The organism is Alcanivorax sp. DG881 (assembly GCF_000155615.1).
Classification (GTDB): domain Bacteria; phylum Pseudomonadota; class Gammaproteobacteria; order Pseudomonadales; family Alcanivoracaceae; genus Alcanivorax.
Genome location: NZ_DS989915.1, coordinates 2,848,307 through 2,867,422, shown reverse-complemented (window position 1 = coordinate 2,867,422; position 19,116 = coordinate 2,848,307). Strand labels below are relative to the sequence as shown.

Below are 19,116 nucleotides of genomic sequence, written 5' to 3'. Positions count from 1 at the left end.
GACTCACTACTCCGACCCTTCTAGGCTCGACTCACTTTGTCACCAACCAATGTCACATTAAGTGTAAGAAAAATTACACTGTGACCGGCACCCTGCAAGGAGTCTGCAATGCCTGTTCGCAAAATGAAGCTGGCCGGCCGGGGCGGCCGCGTCGCCATCGTCGATGGCCTGCGCACCCCCTTTGCCCGCATCGCCACCCATTACCGGGATCTGAACGCCATTGATCTGGGCGCCATGGCCGTCAAGGAGCTGATGGCGCGCAACAATCTCAGCCAGCATGAGATCGAGCAGCTGGTGTTCGGGATGACGGTGATGATTCCCGAGGCCCCCTTCATTGCCCGCGAAATTGCCCTGGCGCTGGGCATGGACACGGTAGATGCCTACTCCATCACCCGCGCCTGTGCCACCAGCTTCCAGACCACCGCCAGCGTGGCCGACAACATCGTTGCCGGTTACACCGACATGGCCATTGCCGGTGGCACCGATTCCACCAGCAGCGCCCGGGTGCCGCTGTCATCGGAACTGAGCGCGGTGCTGCGCGATGTGAGCTTTGCCAAAACCCTGAAAGAGCGCATCAAACTGCTCAGCCAGCTCAAGGCCCGCGACCTGCTGCCCCAGGCGCCGTCCATCACCGAATACTCGGTGGGCGAAACCATGGGTGAGAGCACCGAGAAAATGGTGAAGAAGTGGGGCGTCAGCCGTCAGGAGCAGGATGATCTGGCCCATGCTTCCCACAGCAACGCCGCCCGCGCCTGGGCCGAAGGCCGTCTGGACCGTCAGGTAATGACCGCCCATCTCCCCAACGGCAACACCCTCAAGGACGACAACCTGGTGCGCAAACAGTCCGAGCGCGAGGGCTACAGCAAACTCAAGCCGGTGTTCGACCGTGAGACCGGTTCGGTCACCGCTGGCAACAGCAGCCCGCTCACCGACGGCGCCGGCGCCCTGTTGATGATGAGCGAGAAGAAAGCTGCCGCCCTGGGTTACACCCCGCTGGGCTATATCCGCTCCTACGCCTTCGCGGCACGCACACCCCAGGATGACCTGCTCATGGGCCCGGTGCTGGCCGCCCCCGCCGCCATGGCCCGGGCCGGGCTGGCGCTCAGCGACCTGACCCTGGTGGACATGCACGAAGCCTTTGCCGGCCAGGTGGCCTGCAACCTGCGCGGGCTGGCCGATGACGACTATGTGCGCAGCCAGACCGGCCTCGCCGCCCTTGGCGAAGTCGACCGCAGCAAGCTCAACGTGAACGGCGGCTCCATTGCCTACGGCCACCCCTTCGGCGCCACCGGCGCCCGCGTGATCAGCCAGGCACTGCACGAGTTGCAACACCGCGGCGGCGGGCTGGCCCTGACCACCGCCTGTGCCGCCGGCGGCATCGGTGCCGCCATGGTGCTGGAAACCGAATAACCCGCGTTAATCGCGCCGGGCATCCGGCGCGACACCCAACCCACAGGAAGACGACATGTTTAACCTACTGATGAACTGGATGCGGGATAACAAGATCCTGCCACAAATTTCCGACACCGAGCGCCAGGCACTGGAAGCCGGTGACGTCTGGATCGACGGCCAATTCTTCGGCGGCAAAGTGGATTTTGAAAAAATCCTCGCGGAAAACTACGACCAGCTGCCTGAACACGAGCAGGCCTATATCGATGGCCCGGTGGAAGAGTTGCTGAAAATGGCCGACAGCTACACCCTGTCGCGCACCCGCAAACTGCCAGACGAACTGTTCACCTTCATGGCCGAAAACGGTTTCTTCGGCATGCAGATCGCCAAGGAATACGGCGGCAACCCCATGTCCACCCAGGCCAAGTCCTGCATCATGGCCAAGGTCAGCTCCCACTCCGGCCTGCTCAGCGCCATGGTGGTGATTCCCAACTCACTGGGTGCGGCGGAGCTGCTGGGCCACTACGGCACCGATGAACAGAAGCAGTATTACCTGCCGAAACTGGCCAACGGCGAATTCATTCCCTGCTTTGGTTTGACCGAACCCACCGCCGGTTCCGACGCCGCCTCCATCAAGGCGGAAGGCGAAGTGTTCAAGGACAGCGACGGCGAGATCAAATTCAAGCTCAACTTCCGCAAGCGCTACATCACCCTGGCGCCGGTCTCCAATCTGATCTCCCTGGCGGTACGTCTGCACGACCCGGAAAACCTGCTGGGTAAAGGTGAAGATGCCGGCATCACTGTGGTATTGCTGGAAAAAGGTCTCGACGGCCTGCACATCGGCGACCATCACCAGCCTATCGGCGAACATTTCCCCAACGGCCCGATCGTCGGCCGCGACGTGATCGTTCCCGCCAGCAATGTCCTGGGCGGCGAAGAGTACACCGGCATGGGCTGGAAGATGCTGATGGAAGCCCTGGCTGGCGGACGCATGGTGTCCCTCCCTGCCACCGGTATCTGCGGCATTCGCCACGGCGCCATGATCGCCGGCGCTTATTCCATGGTGCGCCAGCAGTTCGGCATCCCGGTGGGTCGCATGGAAGGGGTGGAGCACAAAATCGGCAAGGCCGCGGGCATGACCTACGCCTTTGATGCCGCCCGCGTGTTTGGCTGTTCCGCCGTGGATAAAGGCATCCAGCCGCCGGTGACCTCCGCCATCATGAAGGCCTACTCCACCGAAATGGGCCGCGATACCGGCACCGATGCCATGGACGTGACCGCCGGCTATGGCGTCATGCAGGGCCCCAACAACACCATGGGCCGCCTCTACAATTCCGCCCCGGTGAGCGTCACCGTGGAAGGGGCCAACATCATGACCCGCACCCTGATGATCTTCGGTCAGGGCGCCACCCGCTGCCACCCCTACGCCTACAACGTGGTGCAGGCAGTGGAAGACAATGATGTGAGCGCCTTCCGCAAGAACCTGACCGGCTGGATGGTCCAGTTCCTGCTGGGCTTCGTGATGAGCCTGGTGCGCGGCGTGACCCGCGGTTTCTTCACCGTGAAAGTGCCCAACGTGGCGCCCAAGACCAAGAGCATTTACCGCCGCTTGGGCTGGGCCGCTACCCGCTTCGGCCTGCTTACCAACCTGGCCATGTTCTTCGTGGGCGGCAAGCTGAAAGCCCGCGGCAACCTGACCGGCCGTTATGCCGATGTCGTTGCCTGGTTGTACATCACCACCTCCGCCCTGCGTCGCTATGAAGCAGAAGGCCGCAAGGCGGAAGACCTGGCGCTGGTGCAATACGCCGGTGAATACGGCCTGACCCAGATCCAGCAGGCCTTCGAAGGCATCTACGAGAACTTTGGCGGCCCAGTGGGCGTGATTCTGAAAACCGTTGGCCGTATTGGCCTGGGTCTGAACCCGCTGGCCAAGCTGCCCAATGACCAGCTCAGCCACCAGGCCGCACTGGCCCTGCAAAGCTATGGCGACCAGTACAAGCGTCTGGTCGGCGGCAACTACATGCCGGAAGAAAGCGACGAAGGGCTCGGCCGCCTGCTCAAGGCCTTCCGCCTGACCACCGAAGCCGAGCCGGTACGCGCCAAGATTCGAGCCGCACAGAAAGCTCGCAAACTGGGCAAAGGCAAAGTGGAAGCCATGGCTCCCCAGGCTGCTGAACAGGGCGTGATTTCCGATGCGGAACTGGCCACCCTGAATGCTGCCACCGAGGCCTGCCTGCTGGCCATCGAAGTGGACGTGTTCACCAAGGACGAGTACTACGGCGCCGGCGGCATCCCCGCCATGAGCGCCACCGGTGATGGCGGCCTGCAGCAGCCGTCACCCGCGGAGCTGGCCAAAGCCTCCGGCGAGTAACCGCCCCGCCCCTACGGGCCAGCCCCGACTGGCCCGATCAACCCTGCCCACATGCCGCCTGACCGATTATGGTTGGGCGGCACAACAACAAAATCACGGACAGTCCTATGAGCCTCCAGGCCCGCCTTATCAAAGCCGTCACCCGGCGCACCATCAAGCGCTCCGGCCTTAACGAACAGCAACTGGTCCGTCACCTGCGCAAGGTCTTCAACGACACCCCCGTGCTGACCCTGCTGCCCCGTGGCGTGACACTCAGCCGCGTGCAGCAGCCCGCCTTTACCGGCGACCGCATCAGCGTAAAGCAACCCTCGATGACGGTGCTGTACATTCACGGCGGCGCCTATATCGGTGGCATCACCAAGACCTACCACAACCTGGCCGGGCGGCTGGCCAAAAAATTGAACGCCGAGGTATTCCTGCCGGTGTATCCGTTCGCCCCTGAACACCCTTACCCGGCCGCAGTGAACCGGGTAATGGAAGCCTACGAATATCTGTTAAGCCTGGGCAAAAAACCGCAGGACATCGTCATTGCCGGCGACTCCGCCGGCGGCGGACTGACCCTGGCTACCCTGCTGCACATCCGCGACAAGGGGCTGGAACAACCCCGTTGTGCCGTGACCTTTTCCCCCGGCAGCAACGCCTTCCCGGACGACAAGATCCTGGATGCGCTGGACCCCAGCGATGCCATGCTGTCTGCCGACATTATCCGCACCGTTATCGATATCTATATCCCCAACCCGGACGACCGCAGCCACCCTTACGCATCCCCCTGCCTGGGCGACTACACCGGCATCTGCCCGCTACTCATTACCGCCAGCACCGATGAAGTGCTGTACGCCGATGGCAAACGGGTACGACGCGCAGCCGAACAGGCCGGCGTTAGAGTGGAATGGATTGAACGCCCCGGCGTATTCCATGTGTGGCCCATCATGGTGCCGTTCCTCCCGGAAGCGAACAAAGACCTGAAGCGGGTTGTCGCCTTTATCAAGGACGCATAGACGCGGGCTTTACGTCAGGCATTCAGTGTTGGGCATTTCGGTCATTGCCGGCCCGCACCCGACATTCTTTACTGGGGTTCACCCAAAGGAGGCGGCATGAGCGAATTACTGCCCCGTATACACCCGGACGATTACTGCAACGAAGACCTGCCCGCCCTCAGCCAGCCCTGGTGGCAGACACTGCCGTCCGACTTTCACGCCATGCCGGATCACTTCCTCGCCGACAGTGACACCAGCTGGCGCATCAGCAGTACTGCCGCCGTGGATACCCTGGCCCGCACTGGTCTGGCGTGCATGGCCGGCGCGGCGTCGCTACCCGCCACCCTGAACGCCGCCCGGCAGCGTCAAGAACGGGAACTGGCGGACTTCTACCGGCCCTTTCTGGAGGCCGGCGACCCCAATGCGTTCTTCACTCCGCCCACCGCGCAGGTGGACATCAAACGCACCCCGGTCTCCAGCTACCACTTTCAGCCCGAGGATGGCGACGCCCATACCCTGCATTTTGCGTCGCCGTTCACACCGAAAAATCCTGCCCTGAAAGATCGCTACCTGAATCACACCCGCAACGGCACCGCCTGGGCGCAACACTGGCGCCACCACGACGGCCCGCGCCCCACTCTGGTGATGATTCACGGATTCGTGGCCGACCCGTATTGGCTGAATACCCGCTGGCTGGCACTGCCCTGGTTCTATAAACAGGGCTTCGATGTGTTGCTTTACACCCTGCCCTTCCACGGCCGGCGCAAGAGCCGTTTCGCGCCATTCAGCGGCGCCGAATTTTTCAGCCAGGGCATGGCCACGCTCAACGAAACCTTTGCCCACGCCATTCATGACCTGCGCCTGTTCATGCAGATGCTGCGCGAGCAGGGCTCACCGGCCATCGGCGCCACTGGCATTTCTCTGGGGGGTTACACCACCGGGCTGTTGGCCGCGCTGGAAAAGGACCTGGCCTTTGCGATTCCCAATGTGCCGCTGGTGAGCGTGATCGACCTGATGAAAAGCTGGTTCCCGATCAGCCAGCAGGTAAAGCTGCTGAACCGGGTTTACGACACCAACACCGCCGGCCTTCGCGAAATTACCGCGCTGCATTCGCCGCTAACCTGGCCCTGCCAGGTGCCGCAAAGCGGGCGCATGATCATCGGCGGCGCCGGCGACCGCTTCGCCCCACCCAAGCACAGCCACCTGCTGCGCCAACACTGGAATAACTGCGATGTGCACTGGTTCCCGGGCAACCACCTGCTGCATCTGGATCAGGGGCTATACCTGAAAGCCATGCGGGACTTTATGAAAGGCGCGCTGGCGGAACAAAAGGTGAGATTGAGCGCGTAGGCGCCCCCCTGTAGGAGTTCCCTTCCAGGGGACGAACCGTGCGTAGCACGGAATCGACCGAAGGGCGATAAGGCATTTCCGGGCTCGACAGGTCTCAAAAGAAAAGTCTCCCTCCGGTCGGCTCGCTGCGCGAGGTTCGTCCCCTGGAAGGGAACGCCTACAGCGGCTTAGTAGTGGGACTGATCAGCCTCCCTGCTTGTCGGCCCTGAACAACGCAGCCGTACCCGCCCCGCAGGAGACCACCGTTTTCATCATGCTCTCCACCCCGATTTCCGGGTGCAGCTCCACCAGGGACGCATCCAGATGGTAGATAAATCCACTGGTAGGATTGGGGCCAGTGGGTACAAAAACGGTGACATGGCCATCCGCGTGGCGGGACGTGACCAGTGCGGTCACCGACACATCCGTCTCCCGGCCATATAGCCACACTCGTGCCACTTCACCGCGGCTGAACGGGCTGTCGGCGCTACTCCCCATCAGCTGGGCAATCACTTCACGGACCGTGGTGTAACCCGGCAGGCGCGTCATGACATGCTCTTCCCATTGCTGCCAGGCCCAACTGCCCAGGCGCGTGGCCACCAGGGTGCCCACCAGAAAACACAGCACCAGCACCGCCAGCACCGACAACCAGTCCGCCACGAACTTGGGCAACCCGAAGGCGTTGATAAACACCGACGTAAACGGCGCAATCAGCTCGGTGACCGTCTGATAAATCCATTTAAAGAAGAACACGATGATGGAGATGGGCAACAGAATAGTCAGCCCACCCAGCAACGACTTGCGGATAAAGAACCAGATGCGACTGGAGCCGTTCATCGATTTTCCCCTAAATAAATAAAATGACGCAACACGCTAAAAAACCGGTGTTTTATACGTGTCGCGTGGAGTGTGTTGCGTGGAGCAAGTCGCGTGCTGCATCACTCATACCAGATGCGGTTGATAAACAGACAACGCTCTCCCGCCGGGGTTCGCACCGCCACCTCATCATCCACCTGTTTCTTGAGCAAGGCTCGTGCCAGCGGCGCATCAATACTGATATAACCGCGCCCCGCATCGGTTTCATCCGGCCCCACCAATCGATAGGTTTCGGTGCCGCCATCTTCGGTTTCCAGTTCCACCCAGGCGCCAAAGAAGATCCGGCTCTGGTCTTCCGGCACCCGATCCACCACCGTCATGTCGTCCAGACGCTTGCTGAGAAAGCGCACGCGCCGGTCGATCTCCCGCAGCTGTTTCTTGCCGTAGATGTATTCCGCGTTTTCCGAGCGGTCGCCCTGGGCTGCCGCTTCCTGCACCGCCTGGGTAACAACCGGACGCTTTTCCTTCCACAGGTACTGCAGCTCATCGTTGAGCTTATGGTAGCCCTCGACGGTGATGTACTTGGAGGCGGGAGTGCCCTTTGGTCGCCAGCGGCCCATGGGTTATACCTCGAAGATCCGGTGCAGCTCGCGCAGCCCCTTGAACTCCAGCGTATTGCCCGTGGGGTCCTGAACGAAAAAGGTGCCCTGCTCTGCCGGCTGCCCCACAAACCGTTCGCGGGGTTTAAGCAGAAACGGCCAGTCGTGCTCGTAAATCCGCTCCACCAGTTGCTCCCAGGTAGCAAAATCCAGCACCACGCCAAAATGCGGCATGGGCACCGGATGGCCATCCACCTCACTGTAGCCCTGTATCGGCGTCAGATTATCGCCCTTATGCAGGGAAAGCTGATGGCCATGCAGGTCAATATCGATCCAGTTGGCCGCATCACGGCCACGGCGACCCCCAATGACACCACAGTAAAAATCGGCTGCCTCTTCCAGGTCGCTTACCAAAAAGGCCAGATGAAAGGCCGGTTGTTTTTCCATCGTCTACCGCTCTTGCTAAACTCTCGTCATTCAGTCTGATGCAGACTTACTGCAGCACCTGCACCGGGCCCCATGTTACTAGAGGATTCCTCCCCATGTCTGTCTCCCGCGCACCCTGGCCCGCCACTCGTATGCGCCGCATGCGTCGCGATGACTTCTCCCGTCGGCTGATGCGCGAGCACACTCTCACCGTGGACGACCTGATCTACCCGGTCTTTGTGCTGGAAGGCAGCAACCAGACCGAAGCTGTGCCCTCCATGCCCGGTGTGGAACGCAAAAGTATCGACTTGCTGGTGGAAGAAGCCCGCGAACTGGCCGAGCTGGGCATCCCCGCCATGGCCCTGTTTCCGGTCACCCCGGCCGACGTGAAAACCCTGGACGGCCGCGAAGCCTGGAATCCGGATGGGTTGGCCCAGCGTGCCGTGCGCGCCATCAAGGCGGCCGTGCCGGAAATGGGGGTTATCACCGATGGCGCGCTGGACCCGTTCACCACCCATGGCCAGGACGGCATCATTGATGACAGCGGCTATGTGCTCAACGATGTCACCGTGGATGCGCTGGTCAAACAGGCCCTGTCCCATGCCGACGCCGGCGCCGACATGGTCGCCCCATCGGACATGATGGACGGTCGCATCGGCGCTATCCGGGAAGCGCTGGAAAATCACGGTCATATCCACACCCGCATCATGGCCTACTCCGCCAAGTACGCCAGCGCCTACTACGGTCCTTTCCGCGATGCCGTCGGCTCCGCAGGCAACCTGGGCAAGGCGGACAAGACCACCTACCAGATGGACCCGGCCAATTCCGACGAGGCGCTCCACGAGATCGCCCTGGACCTGGCGGAAGGTGCCGACGTGGTGATGGTAAAACCGGGCATGCCCTACCTGGATGTGGTCCGCCGGGTGAAGGACGAATTCAAGGTCCCCGTATACGCCTATCAGGTGAGCGGCGAATACGCCATGCACATGGCCGCCTTCCAGAACGGCTGGCTGGACCAGGACAAGGTGATGCTGGAATCCCTGCTGGCCTTCAAGCGGGCTGGGGCCGATGGCATCCTTACCTATTTCGCCAAGGCCGCTGCCATCAAACTGAAAGGCTGACCGCCTGCTCATAAACTGACCAGCCGGGCAGGCACCCTTGGCCTGCCCGGCCAATGCCATTTTCTTCCGTGCCGCTACACTCCTCGCGCTTTTGCTGATTCTGTTCTTATATTGGGTCTCTGGCCCGAGGAGTAACTATTATGCGTACCCTGATGCTGGTACTGGGTCTTGCTGTGTCTGCCGTGGCCATCGCCGATGCCCGCGCACCCACTGCGGAAGAAATGGAACAACTGGATATCGTGCAGCAATCCTGGATTTTTCAGGGCTGAAGAAAGCCGATAAGCAGACACAAAAAAACCGGCGCAAGCGCCGGTTTTTTTATGTTCACGCTCTGATCAGAAGCGGTAGCGAGCATCAGCGGTAACACTACGGGTTTCACCATAACCGCAATCAAACACGGTGGGACCCAACTGGCCACGACACCAGGAAACGTATTCCTTGTCAGTCAGGTTGCGCACGTTAAGGCTGAAGTCCCAATCGCTGACAGCGTAACCAAGCATCGCGTCGTAAAGAGTGACAGAGGGCACCTTCGGATTCGCACCAACACCATCCGTTGACCCCACATAGTCAAAGCCCACATTGTCACCGACATAACGCACACCGGCACCAAAGCGCAGACCATTTTCCAGTTCGTACTTGCCCCAGGCAGACGCCAGGCGGTCGGCAAGGTACGGCAGGCGCTCACCAGATTGATCATCCACCACACGCTGGTCAGTGTAACTGGCCAGCAGCTCAAGGTTCCCCAGGCGCTTCTTCACTTCCATTTCCCAACCCTCGGATTTAGCGCCGACCTGGTCAACGGTGTTGGGGCTGCTTCCCTGTACCACACGGTTGGTTTCTTCAATATAGAAATAGGCTGCAGTGACAGAAAGGTCACCCGAGTCGTTGAGGTATTTGAAACCGGCCTCTTGCTGCTCGCCAGTAGTGGCTTCCAACCCGGACTGCGTATTCGAATTCACACCAAGATTCGGCACAAAGGCTTCGGAATAACTCACATAGGGAGAGAGGCCGAAATCGAACTGGTACATCAAGCCAAGACGACCGGTGGTTTCACTGTCATCGCTTTCAGTATTGTTGCCATTAACCACGTAGACCTTGTTGGTAGATTCGTCGTGGCGCAAAGCACCGGATACCACCACATTACCAATCTCCATATGGTCAATCAGGTACACGCCGGTTTGACGAATGGCGTTGTCATTGCGGTCTTCGGGTGTCAGTGCACTATAGTCCACGTTGCCGTACACAGGATCATAAATGTTGATTGGCGAGCCTAGGGTAGATTCATAGTTACCTTCTTCCCAGAGCGCATCCTGGTAATCCACCCCAATCGCGAGATTGTGGTAAGTGCCGGCAAAACCGAAGTTGCCTTCCATGCGAGCATCAAAGTTGCTGATACTGGTTTCCCGGTCCGCCATGTGTATGGTCCGATTCGTTGTCCCATCACTGGCAACCCCGGCCCCGATAGCCGCCCAGTGTTCACGGGTTTCGGTCTCAGAACTGGAATGGCGGGCGGTCAGTGCCATGTTCCAATGGTCATTCAGGCGTTGATCTACAAACAGGGTCGCTTCATTCAGCCTGCGATCATAACGGTCCCAGCTTGGCTCACCCACAAAGGTGCTCACTGGAATATCCCCTTTGACGCCCGGTAATAGCGTCCCCTCTGCGGGCAGGAATTGGGCAGAGATCCCGCCGTTGTTTTCCTGGGTATTGATGAGCAAGGAGATGGTTGTGTTGTCAGTGGGCAGCCAGGTAAAGGAAGGCGCAAACAGGAAACCATTATCATCCACGTAATCAACCTGGGTGCCGCTCTCCCGTTTCAGCGCCACCATCCGGTACAGCAACTTGCCATCTTCTGACATGGGCCCGGTGACGTCTGCCGCCAATTGCTTTCGGTCATAGGAGCCCACCTGAGCCCAGATTTCGCCCTGCTGCTGGGCCTTTGGCAGCTTGGAGACCGTATTCACAATCCCCCCCAACTCCGCTTGCCCATACAAAACAGAAGACGGTCCTTTCAGGACTTCCACTTGCTCCAGTGCATAAATGTTCGGACGCACGCTGTTGTAGCTGCCGTACAGGGAGCGCAGCCCATCCTTGTAGAAGGAAGCGTCGAGACCACGCACTTTCACAAAGTCACCACGGGTATCAAACCCGAACGCGCCAGAATAAACGCCGGAAGAATAAACCAGGGCATCCTGAATGTTCTTGGCCCCGGTATCCTTGATGAATTCTTCATTCACTACGGTAATGGCATACGGGGTCTTCTCTACTGCCACATCCAGCTTTCCAGCCGTCGCCGTTTTTCCCTCGGTAATATAACCCTCGCCTTCCCGAACATCGGCATTCACCTCCACCGCAGGAATCACATTGGCTTCAGAGGTTTCTTCAGCCTGTACGGCCAGAGGGAACAGTGAAAGCAGGCACGCTCCCACCAGCGGCGCGCCCCAAATCGCGCGGTATTGGCAAACCATCGGCAAACTCCAAGTATAAAGCGAACAATAATGATTCGCATTATATGTACATATACCCGTTCAGGGAAGAGCCTCCGCTCTCGCCCCTACCCTCGCCGATGAATAGCGTTCAACCCCGGTATTTGCGCCCACCCGGATCAGGCGTACTGTGAAGGTATTCGGAATTCTTCACCCCCTGTCATCACCATGTCACATTAATGTCATGGAATAAGGGCCCATCTTCAAAGGTTCCGGTCAGGACGACACCATGAATTCTTTCTCCAGCGAACAGGGCGTCAACGAACAGGGCGCCGTCGACCTCAACAGCAGCGACTTCAACAACCCGGACTACTACCTGAACCGGGAACTCAGCCTGTTGCAGTTCAACCTGCGCGTCCTTGAGCAGGCCATGGACGAGAATCATCCCTTGATGGAGCGGCTGAATTTCCTGCTGATTTTTTCCAGCAACATGGATGAGTTCTTCGAAATTCGCGTGGCCGGCCTGAAGAACAAACTGGAAACGCATACCGGCCAGCCCGGCCCCGATGGCATGCTGCCCGATGAGCTTCTCAAAGCGATCAGTGCCATTACCCACGAAGCCGTGGACCGCCAGTACCGCATCCTCAACGACGTGCTGCTTCCCGCCCTGCGAGAAGAAGGGGTGGATTTTCTTCGCCGCGAAGACTGGACCGAAGCCCAGATTGAATGGGTTAAAAAATATTTTCGCGAGCAAATTTATCCCGTGCTCACGCCCATCGCGCTGGACCCGTCACACCCGTTCCCGCGCCTGGTCAACAAGAGCCTGAATTTCATTGTGCCCCTGGACGGCAAGGATGCCTTCGGGCGCTCCACGGGCCTGGCCATTGTGCCCGCTCCCCGCTCCTTGCCCCGTCTGATTCGTATTCCCGATGAAATCAGCGAGGGGGGCGACGACAACTTCGTGTTCCTGTCGTCCATGATCCATGCCCACGTATCCGACCTGTTCCCGGGCATGAAGGCCACCGGCTGCTACCAGTTCCGGGTAACCCGTAACGCCGATATGGAAGTGGACGAAGAAGTAGAAGACCTGGCCAGCGCCCTGAAAGGCCAGCTGCTATCACGTCGTTACGGGGATGAAGTGCGCCTGGAAGTGGCCGACAACTGCCCGCGCCACCTGATGCATTATCTGCTGGAACAGTTCGAACTCACCGAGGAAGACCTGTACGAAGTGAACGGCCCGGTGAATCTGGCGCGCATGTTTACCAGCGTCAATCGCCCGCGCCTGCACTACCCGCCCTTTACTCCCAAGCTGGCGCCGGCGGTGAAAAAAAATGAAACCATTTTTGATGCCATCGACCAGGGCGACATCCTGCTGCACCACCCCTACGAGTCGTTCCAGCCGGTAATCAACCTGCTGGCCGAAGCCGCGCGGGACCCGAAGGTGCTGGCCATCAAGCAGACCCTGTACCGCACCGGCACCAAGTCGGAAATTCTCGACCACCTGGAAACGGCCGCACGCAATGGCAAGGAAGTCACCGCCATCGTGGAACTGCGCGCCCGCTTCGATGAAGAGTCCAATATCGAAGGGGCCCGGCGTCTGCAGGAAGCCGGCGCCATCGTGGTGTACGGCGTGGTGGGCTACAAGACCCATGCAAAAATGCTGTTGGTGGTGCGCCGTGACGGCGACGGCATCAAACGCTATGTGCACCTGGGCACCGGCAATTACCACACCAAGACCACCAAGCTGTACACCGATTACGGCCTGATGACCTGTGAAAAAAGCATGGGCCAAGACGTGCACAAGATCTTTCAGGAACTGACCGGCATGGGCAAGGCGGCACGGCTCAAGCAGCTGAAGCATTCACCGTTCACCCTGCACCCCTCCGTCATCGAGTGGATCGAGTTTGAAACGGAACAGGCACTGGCCGGCAAACCGGCGCGCATTATTGCCAAGTTCAATTCACTGACTGAAGAAAACATCATGCAGGCCCTGTATCGGGCCAGCCAGGCGGGGGTAGAGATTGATCTGATCGTGCGCGGTATTTGTTGCCTGAAACCCGGCATCCCCGGATTGTCGGAAAACATCCGCGTACGCTCCATTATCGGCCGTTTTCTGGAGCACACCCGCATCTACCATTTCCACCATGGCGGCGACGACCTGGTGTATTGCTCCAGTGCCGACTGGATGGACCGTAACCTGTTCAACCGGGTGGAAACCTGTTTTCCGGTCAATGACCCGGTGCTCAAGGCACAGATTCTGGAACAGGGCCTGCATATCTATTTGCGCGACAACACCCGCGCCTGGGAACTGCAATCGGATGGCCGCTACCAGCGAGCCCAACCGCAAGAGGGCGAGGCCAGTTTCATCGCCCAACAGAGCCTGCTGGATACGCTGGGAGGGTAAGACGACTTCTAGCTTCTAGCTTCTAGCTTCTAGCTTCTAGCTTTCAAGAGGGTGCCCCGCCCGAAGCGGGCCACCCTCTTGAATAGCGGTTTTATTCTCACGCCAATACAAGCTGGTAGCCTGCCGCCTGGAAGTAGTCGTGCTCCTGCTCCAGGTCCGCCTGGGTGAGCGGGTGCTCCTCCAGCCACCCGGGCGGGAAGGTGATGGCAAGCCGTTCACCACGAGCCTGCAAGCGGATCTCCGGGACATCTTCATCGCTGCGTGCATGGTGCAAGCGCACCGCCAAACGCAACACAAGACACAGCCGCAACAATCCGATCTGCTCGTCGTCCGGCAATTCCGCCAGCGCCGCCAACGGCACCTTGCGACGGTGACCACGCACCATCAGCGCCACCATCTGCTGCTCCTGACGGGAAAAACCCGGCAGGTCGGAATTAGTAACCAGATAAGCGCCATGCTTGTGGAACTGACTGTGCGACACCGCCAGTCCCACCTCGTGGAGCAGCCCTCCCCAACGCAAGGTATCGGCAGCTTCATCGCTTTCGATTTGCCAGTCACTGGCCACCTGCTGGTAAAGCGCCAGCGCCGTGGCACACACCCGCTCCGCCTGACTGCTTTCCACATGATGGCGATTCATCAACGCCTGAATACTGCGATCACGCACATCCTCGTGGCCGAAACGGCCCAATAAATCGTACAGCAGCCCTTCACGCAGGGCCCCGCTGGACACCTCCATCTGATCAATACCCAGCTGCTCGAAAATGCCGTACAAAATAGCCAGGCCGGAGGCAAAAATGGGCTGCCGGTCTTCTCGCAGGCCTTTCAGGTCCAGCTTGTCCACGGCGCCGGCCTTGATCACCCGCTTGCGGACCTTCTTCATGCCATCCAGCGTGATACCAAACTCAGACCAGCCATTGTCCACACACACCTGGCTGATCGCCTTGATGGTGCCGGACGCCCCCACCGCCTGCTGCCAGCCAAGGCGACGGTAGTTGGCGTGAATCGACAACACTTCCTGGCGCGCTGCCGTCACCGCCCGGTCAAAGGCTTTTTCGGTAATCTCCCCGTTAGGGAAAAAGCGCTGGGCAAAGCTGACACAGCCCATATGCAGCGACTCGGTTTCCGTGGATTCAAACCGCTCCCCGATGATCAGCTCCGTGGAGCCACCACCGATATCCACCACCAGCCGCTGCCCCGCGTCATCGGCCAGGGTGTGGGCCACCCCCAGATAAATCAGGCGCGCCTCCTCCCGGCCAGCGACCACCTCAATATCGTGCCCCAGCACCGCTTCAGCACGGCGGATAAACTCCCGGGCATTGCGTGCCTGACGCAGGGTATTGGTCCCCACCACCCGCACGCTACCGCGCGGAATACCGGCTATACGCTGGGCAAACCGCCCCAGGCATTCCAGAGCTCGCTCCTGGGTATCCGCATCCAGGCGGTTTTCTCTGTCCAGCCCCGCCCCCAGTTGCACCTTCTCAGACAGCCCGTCGAGGATCTGGATTTCCCCCTGTGCCTGGCGGGCTACCACCATATGAAAACTGTTCGACCCCAAATCAATGGCAGCCAGATGTTCGCCATGCTCCATAGTCACTCCTTCCTTTGGGCCGATTCTATCCAAAAATCATGGCGTTACGATGTCATAGGCAGCAACTACAGCGATAATTAACTGCCTCGCTTGAAATTCATCACCCGCAACCTGATATTATTCCCCATCGCAGAGGCCAGTTAACAACCCTGACTGATCTCTGAAACCTTTATATCAGGAGAATTCAATGAGCGGCGAGATTATCAACGTGACCGACGCGGACTTCGAAGCCCAGGTCATCAACGCAGACGGCCCCGTGCTGGTCGACTACTGGGCCCCCTGGTGCGGCCCCTGCAAAATGGTCGCGCCGATCCTTGAGCAACTGGTTGGCGAGTACGGCGACAAGCTGACCATTGCCAAAATCAACATTGATGACAACCCGGAAACCCCCAAGAAGTACGGCGTACGTGGCATCCCCACCCTGACCGTATTCAAGAACGGTAACGTGGAAGCCACCAAAGTGGGCGCTCTGTCCAAGAGCCAGCTGACCGCATTCCTGGACAGCACCCTCTAAGAAAGCCGGCACGCCCCAACCCTCCCCCCTCAGGGGAGGGTTTTCCTGCTTGCAGCGTGTTACATGTTGCGTGTTGCATGCGGGTCCCCACAGTGATAGATTCCAGAACCAGCTTTAATAAAGCACCCCCTTTAGTTAGTCCTCGGAACCTCTGGTTACCTATTTTCCTTATGGCCCTCTTTAGGCTTGCCGGGCCAGATTCCGAATAAACCGGATTATCAAAACAACTGCAGCACCGCGGTGGTGCATCCTCTCAATTCATCCAAAGACACCAAATTAGACGCCAATGAATCTTTCTGAACTGAAGCAGAAGCCGATTGGAGAACTTCTGGACATTGCCAAGGAACTCGGCCTCGAGAACCTGGCAAGAACCCGCAAACAAGACGTTATCTTTTCCATCCTCAAGCGCGCCGCCAAGAATGGCTCCGACATTTACGGCGATGGTGTGCTGGAAATTCTGCAGGATGGTTTCGGTTTCCTTCGTTCCGCTGAAGGCTCTTACCTGGCCGGCCCGGACGACATCTACGTCTCTCCCAGCCAGATCCGTCGCTTCAACCTGCGTACCGGTGACACCATCGCCGGGAAAATCCGGCCCCCCAAGGATGGCGAGCGCTACTTCGCCATGCTCAAGGTCAACGAGATCAACTTTGACCGCCCGGAAAACGCCAAGAACAAGATCCTGTTCGAGAACCTGACCCCACTCTTCCCGACCCAGCGCCTGGTCATGGAGATCGGCAACGGTTCAACCGAGGACATCACCACTCGGGTGATCGACCTGGTAGCACCGATCGGTAAAGGGCAGCGCGGCCTCATCGTCGCCCCGCCGAAAGCCGGTAAGACCATGCTGCTGCAAAGCGTCGCCCAGTCCATCGCCCGCAACAATCCCGAAACCCACATGATCGTGCTGCTCATCGACGAGCGCCCGGAAGAAGTGACCGAAATGTCACGGACGGTGCGCGGTGAAGTGGTAGCGTCCACCTTTGACGAGCCGCCGGCCCGTCACGTTCAGGTGGCCGAGATGGTAATCGAGAAAGCCAAGCGACTGGTCGAGCACAAGCAGGACGTGGTGATTCTGCTCGATTCCATCACCCGTCTCGCCCGTGCCTACAACACCGTGCAACCCAGCTCCGGCAAGGTGCTCACCGGTGGTGTTGACGCCCACGCCCTGGAAAAGCCCAAGCGCTTCTTCGGCGCCGCGCGGAACATCGAGGAAGGCGGCAGCCTGACCATCCTCGCCACCGCTCTGGTCGACACCGGCTCCAAGATGGACGAAGTGATCTACGAAGAGTTCAAGGGCACCGGCAACATGGAACTGCATCTGGACCGCAAGGTAGCAGAGAAGCGCGTGTTCCCGGCCATGAATATCCGCAAGTCCGGCACCCGCCGCGAAGAGCGTCTGGTCAGTGAAGATGAGCTGCAGAAGATGTGGATCCTGCGCAAGGTGCTGCATCCCATGGACGAAATCGGCGCCATGGAATTCCTCATCGATCGCATGAAACAGACCAAGACCAACCTGGAATTCTTCGATTCCATGAAGCGAAAGTAAGAGACGCTTCAGGCTGCATGCTTCAGGCAACACGTAAAACCCCGCTTCGGCGGGGTTTCTTTTTTTGCCTTTTCGCTGTCAACTATCAACTGTCCACTATCAACTGATTCTTCCCTATGAAATATCGCGATCTTCGAGACTTCATTTCCCAGTTAGAGCAACTCGGCGAACTCAAGCGCATTACGGTGCCGGTGGACCCGAATCTGGAAATGACGGAAATCTGCGACCGCACCCTGCGGGCCGGCGGGCCGGCCCTGCTGTTTGAAAACCCGGTGGGGTTCGGCACCCCGGTCCTGGGTAACCTGTTCGGCACCGAACGGCGGGTGGCGCTGGGCATGGGCCGCGATTCGGTGGCGGAGCTGCGTGAGCTGGGCGAACTGCTGGCCTTTCTCAAGGAACCGGAACCGCCCAAGGGCTTCCGTGACGCCTGGGAAAAACTGCCGGTGTTTCGCAAGGTCCTGAGCATGAGCCCCAAGGTGTCCAACTCCGGCCCCTGCCAGGAAAAGGTGCTGGAAGGCGACGAGGTGGACCTGTACAAGTTGCCGATACAGACCTGCTGGCCCGATGATGCCGGGCCACTGGTGACCTGGCCGCTGGTCATCACCCGCGGACCCAACAAGGAACGCCAGAACCTGGGCATCTACCGCCAGCAACTGATTGGCCGCAACAAGCTGATCATGCGCTGGCTTAGCCACCGCGGCGGCGCTCTGGATTTCCAGGAATGGCAGCAGCAACACCCCGGCGAACCGTTCCCGGTGAGCGTGGCCCTGGGCGCGGACCCGGCCACCATTCTCGGCGCCGTCACCCCGGTGCCGGATACTCTCAGCGAATACGCTTTTGCCGGTTTGCTGCGCGGCTCCAAGACCGAGCTGGTGAAATGCATCGGCAATGACCTGCAAGTCCCCGCCAGTGCCGAATTCGTTTTGGAAGGCTACCTCTACCCGGATGACATGGCCGACGAAGGCCCCTTCGGCGACCACACCGGCTATTACAACGAGGTGGAACGCTTCCCGGTATTCACCGTGGAACGCATCACCCATCGCCGCGACCCGATTTACCACAGCACCTATACCGGTCGACCACCGGATGAGCCGGCCGTGCTAGGCGTGGCCATGAACGAAATTTTCGTGCCGATTCTGAAAAAGCAGTTTCCCGAGATCGTGGATTTTTACCTGCCCCCGGAAGGCTGCTCCTACCGCATGGCGGTGGTGACCATGAAGAAACAGTATCCTGGCCACGCCAAGCGCGTAATGATGGGCGTGTGGTCTTTCCTGCGGCAGTTCATGTACACCAAATTCGTGATTGTCTGCGACGACGATGTGAATGCCCGTGACTGGAAAGATGTGATCTGGGCCATGACCACCCGCATGGACCCGGCCCGCGATACCGTGATGATCGAAAACACCCCTATCGACTATCTGGACTTCGCTTCTCCGGTGGCCGGACTAGGCTCCAAGATGGGCATGGATGCCACCAGCAAGTGGGCCGGTGAAACCACCCGCGAATGGGGCCGCGCCATCAGCATGGACCCCGCCGTCAAAACCCGGGTCGATGAAATGTGGTCATCACTGGGTATCGATACCCCGGAATAATCCCCGGGGTGGGTGCCG

At 59.5% G+C, this 19,116-nt stretch carries 15 protein-coding genes; 10 read left to right on the top strand and 5 right to left on the bottom strand.

All coding sequences use genetic code 11. The annotated features are described in order from the left end of the window. Window positions 1–108 precede the first annotated feature (108 nt). From fadI to ADG881_RS12905, 4 genes are all read left to right on the top strand, one after another. Window positions 109–1,410, top strand: a complete 1,302-nt coding sequence (gene fadI, locus ADG881_RS12920; protein WP_039926772.1) for an acetyl-CoA C-acyltransferase FadI — start codon at window positions 109–111, stop codon at window positions 1,408–1,410. A gap of 55 nt (window positions 1,411–1,465) precedes the next feature. Further along, on the top strand, window positions 1,466–3,760 hold the full coding sequence (locus ADG881_RS12915) for an acyl-CoA dehydrogenase (RefSeq protein ID WP_007150179.1): 2,295 nt from the start codon (window positions 1,466–1,468) through the stop codon (window positions 3,758–3,760). A 107-nt stretch (window positions 3,761–3,867) separates the two neighbouring features. Then, a complete protein-coding gene (locus tag ADG881_RS12910; RefSeq protein WP_007150531.1) occupies window positions 3,868–4,758 on the top strand; it encodes an alpha/beta hydrolase in 891 nt (296 codons plus the stop codon). A 96-nt stretch (window positions 4,759–4,854) separates the two neighbouring features. After that, window positions 4,855–6,087, top strand: a complete 1,233-nt coding sequence (locus tag ADG881_RS12905; protein ID WP_007148350.1) for an alpha/beta hydrolase — start codon at window positions 4,855–4,857, stop codon at window positions 6,085–6,087. Between the two features lie 183 nt (window positions 6,088–6,270). Here the strand turns inward: ADG881_RS12905 and ADG881_RS12900 are convergent, their stop codons facing one another. From ADG881_RS12900 to ADG881_RS12890, 3 genes are all read right to left on the bottom strand, one after another. Next, window positions 6,271–6,903, bottom strand: coding sequence for a DUF502 domain-containing protein (locus ADG881_RS12900; RefSeq protein ID WP_007149539.1), 633 nt, complete (start codon window positions 6,901–6,903; stop codon window positions 6,271–6,273). 101 nt (window positions 6,904–7,004) lie between these two features. After that, on the bottom strand, window positions 7,005–7,502 hold the full coding sequence (gene greB, locus ADG881_RS12895; RefSeq protein WP_007149558.1) for a transcription elongation factor GreB: 498 nt from the start codon (window positions 7,500–7,502) through the stop codon (window positions 7,005–7,007). A gap of 3 nt (window positions 7,503–7,505) precedes the next feature. Continuing rightward, a complete protein-coding gene (locus ADG881_RS12890) occupies window positions 7,506–7,928 on the bottom strand; it encodes a VOC family protein (protein ID WP_007150820.1) in 423 nt (140 codons plus the stop codon). A gap of 95 nt (window positions 7,929–8,023) precedes the next feature. Here ADG881_RS12890 and hemB point away from each other — a divergent pair, with 95 nt between their 5' ends. Both hemB and ADG881_RS17815 read left to right on the top strand, forming a co-directional pair. Next, window positions 8,024–9,028, top strand: coding sequence for a porphobilinogen synthase (hemB, locus tag ADG881_RS12885; protein ID WP_039926769.1), 1,005 nt, complete (start codon window positions 8,024–8,026; stop codon window positions 9,026–9,028). A 140-nt stretch (window positions 9,029–9,168) separates the two neighbouring features. Next, complete coding sequence (locus tag ADG881_RS17815) at window positions 9,169–9,297, top strand: hypothetical protein (RefSeq protein ID WP_255343071.1); 129 nt, start codon at window positions 9,169–9,171, stop codon at window positions 9,295–9,297. A gap of 66 nt (window positions 9,298–9,363) precedes the next feature. On the opposite strand, the gene ADG881_RS12880 is transcribed toward ADG881_RS17815, so the two are convergent. After that, complete coding sequence (locus tag ADG881_RS12880; RefSeq protein WP_007149832.1) at window positions 9,364–11,496, bottom strand: TonB-dependent siderophore receptor; 2,133 nt, start codon at window positions 11,494–11,496, stop codon at window positions 9,364–9,366. Between the two features lie 247 nt (window positions 11,497–11,743). Between ADG881_RS12880 and ppk1 the strand changes: the two genes are divergently transcribed. After that, entirely contained in the window at window positions 11,744–13,858 is a 2,115-nt protein-coding gene (gene ppk1 / locus ADG881_RS12875; protein ID WP_007151368.1) for a polyphosphate kinase 1, read from the top strand. Between the two features lie 97 nt (window positions 13,859–13,955). Here ppk1 and ppx read toward each other — a convergent pair whose 3' ends face one another. Continuing rightward, a complete protein-coding gene (gene ppx, locus ADG881_RS12870; protein ID WP_007151477.1) occupies window positions 13,956–15,446 on the bottom strand; it encodes an exopolyphosphatase in 1,491 nt (496 codons plus the stop codon). A gap of 187 nt (window positions 15,447–15,633) precedes the next feature. Here ppx and trxA point away from each other — a divergent pair, with 187 nt between their 5' ends. The 3 genes from trxA to ubiD all read left to right on the top strand — a co-directional run bounded on the left by trxA (window position 15,634) and on the right by ubiD (window position 19,098). Further along, window positions 15,634–15,960 (top strand): thioredoxin TrxA, encoded by a 327-nt coding sequence (gene trxA / locus ADG881_RS12865; RefSeq protein ID WP_007150985.1) that lies wholly within the window; start codon window positions 15,634–15,636, stop codon window positions 15,958–15,960. A gap of 286 nt (window positions 15,961–16,246) precedes the next feature. Next, window positions 16,247–17,506, top strand: coding sequence for a transcription termination factor Rho (gene rho / locus ADG881_RS12860; RefSeq protein ID WP_007151393.1), 1,260 nt, complete (start codon window positions 16,247–16,249; stop codon window positions 17,504–17,506). 116 nt (window positions 17,507–17,622) lie between these two features. Next, entirely contained in the window at window positions 17,623–19,098 is a 1,476-nt protein-coding gene (ubiD, locus tag ADG881_RS12855; protein WP_007150632.1) for a 4-hydroxy-3-polyprenylbenzoate decarboxylase, read from the top strand. Window positions 19,099–19,116 lie beyond the last annotated feature (18 nt).

What these genes read in the sequence shown, in the direction of transcription:
- fadI (WP_039926772.1), top strand. Translation starts at nt 109, where the DNA reads ATGCCTGTTCGCAAAATGAAGCTGGCCGGCCGGGGCGGCCGCGTCGCC.
- ADG881_RS12915 (WP_007150179.1), top strand. Translation starts at nt 1,466, where the DNA reads ATGTTTAACCTACTGATGAACTGGATGCGGGATAACAAGATCCTGCCA.
- ADG881_RS12910 (WP_007150531.1), top strand. Translation starts at nt 3,868, where the DNA reads ATGAGCCTCCAGGCCCGCCTTATCAAAGCCGTCACCCGGCGCACCATC.
- ADG881_RS12905 (WP_007148350.1), top strand. Translation starts at nt 4,855, where the DNA reads ATGAGCGAATTACTGCCCCGTATACACCCGGACGATTACTGCAACGAA.
- ADG881_RS12900 (WP_007149539.1), bottom strand. Translation starts at nt 6,903, where the DNA reads ATGAACGGCTCCAGTCGCATCTGGTTCTTTATCCGCAAGTCGTTGCTG.
- greB (WP_007149558.1), bottom strand. Translation starts at nt 7,502, where the DNA reads ATGGGCCGCTGGCGACCAAAGGGCACTCCCGCCTCCAAGTACATCACC.
- ADG881_RS12890 (WP_007150820.1), bottom strand. Translation starts at nt 7,928, where the DNA reads ATGGAAAAACAACCGGCCTTTCATCTGGCCTTTTTGGTAAGCGACCTG.
- hemB (WP_039926769.1), top strand. Translation starts at nt 8,024, where the DNA reads ATGTCTGTCTCCCGCGCACCCTGGCCCGCCACTCGTATGCGCCGCATG.
- ADG881_RS17815 (WP_255343071.1), top strand. Translation starts at nt 9,169, where the DNA reads ATGCGTACCCTGATGCTGGTACTGGGTCTTGCTGTGTCTGCCGTGGCC.
- ADG881_RS12880 (WP_007149832.1), bottom strand. Translation starts at nt 11,496, where the DNA reads ATGGTTTGCCAATACCGCGCGATTTGGGGCGCGCCGCTGGTGGGAGCG.
- ppk1 (WP_007151368.1), top strand. Translation starts at nt 11,744, where the DNA reads ATGAATTCTTTCTCCAGCGAACAGGGCGTCAACGAACAGGGCGCCGTC.
- ppx (WP_007151477.1), bottom strand. Translation starts at nt 15,446, where the DNA reads ATGGAGCATGGCGAACATCTGGCTGCCATTGATTTGGGGTCGAACAGT.
- trxA (WP_007150985.1), top strand. Translation starts at nt 15,634, where the DNA reads ATGAGCGGCGAGATTATCAACGTGACCGACGCGGACTTCGAAGCCCAG.
- rho (WP_007151393.1), top strand. Translation starts at nt 16,247, where the DNA reads ATGAATCTTTCTGAACTGAAGCAGAAGCCGATTGGAGAACTTCTGGAC.
- ubiD (WP_007150632.1), top strand. Translation starts at nt 17,623, where the DNA reads ATGAAATATCGCGATCTTCGAGACTTCATTTCCCAGTTAGAGCAACTC.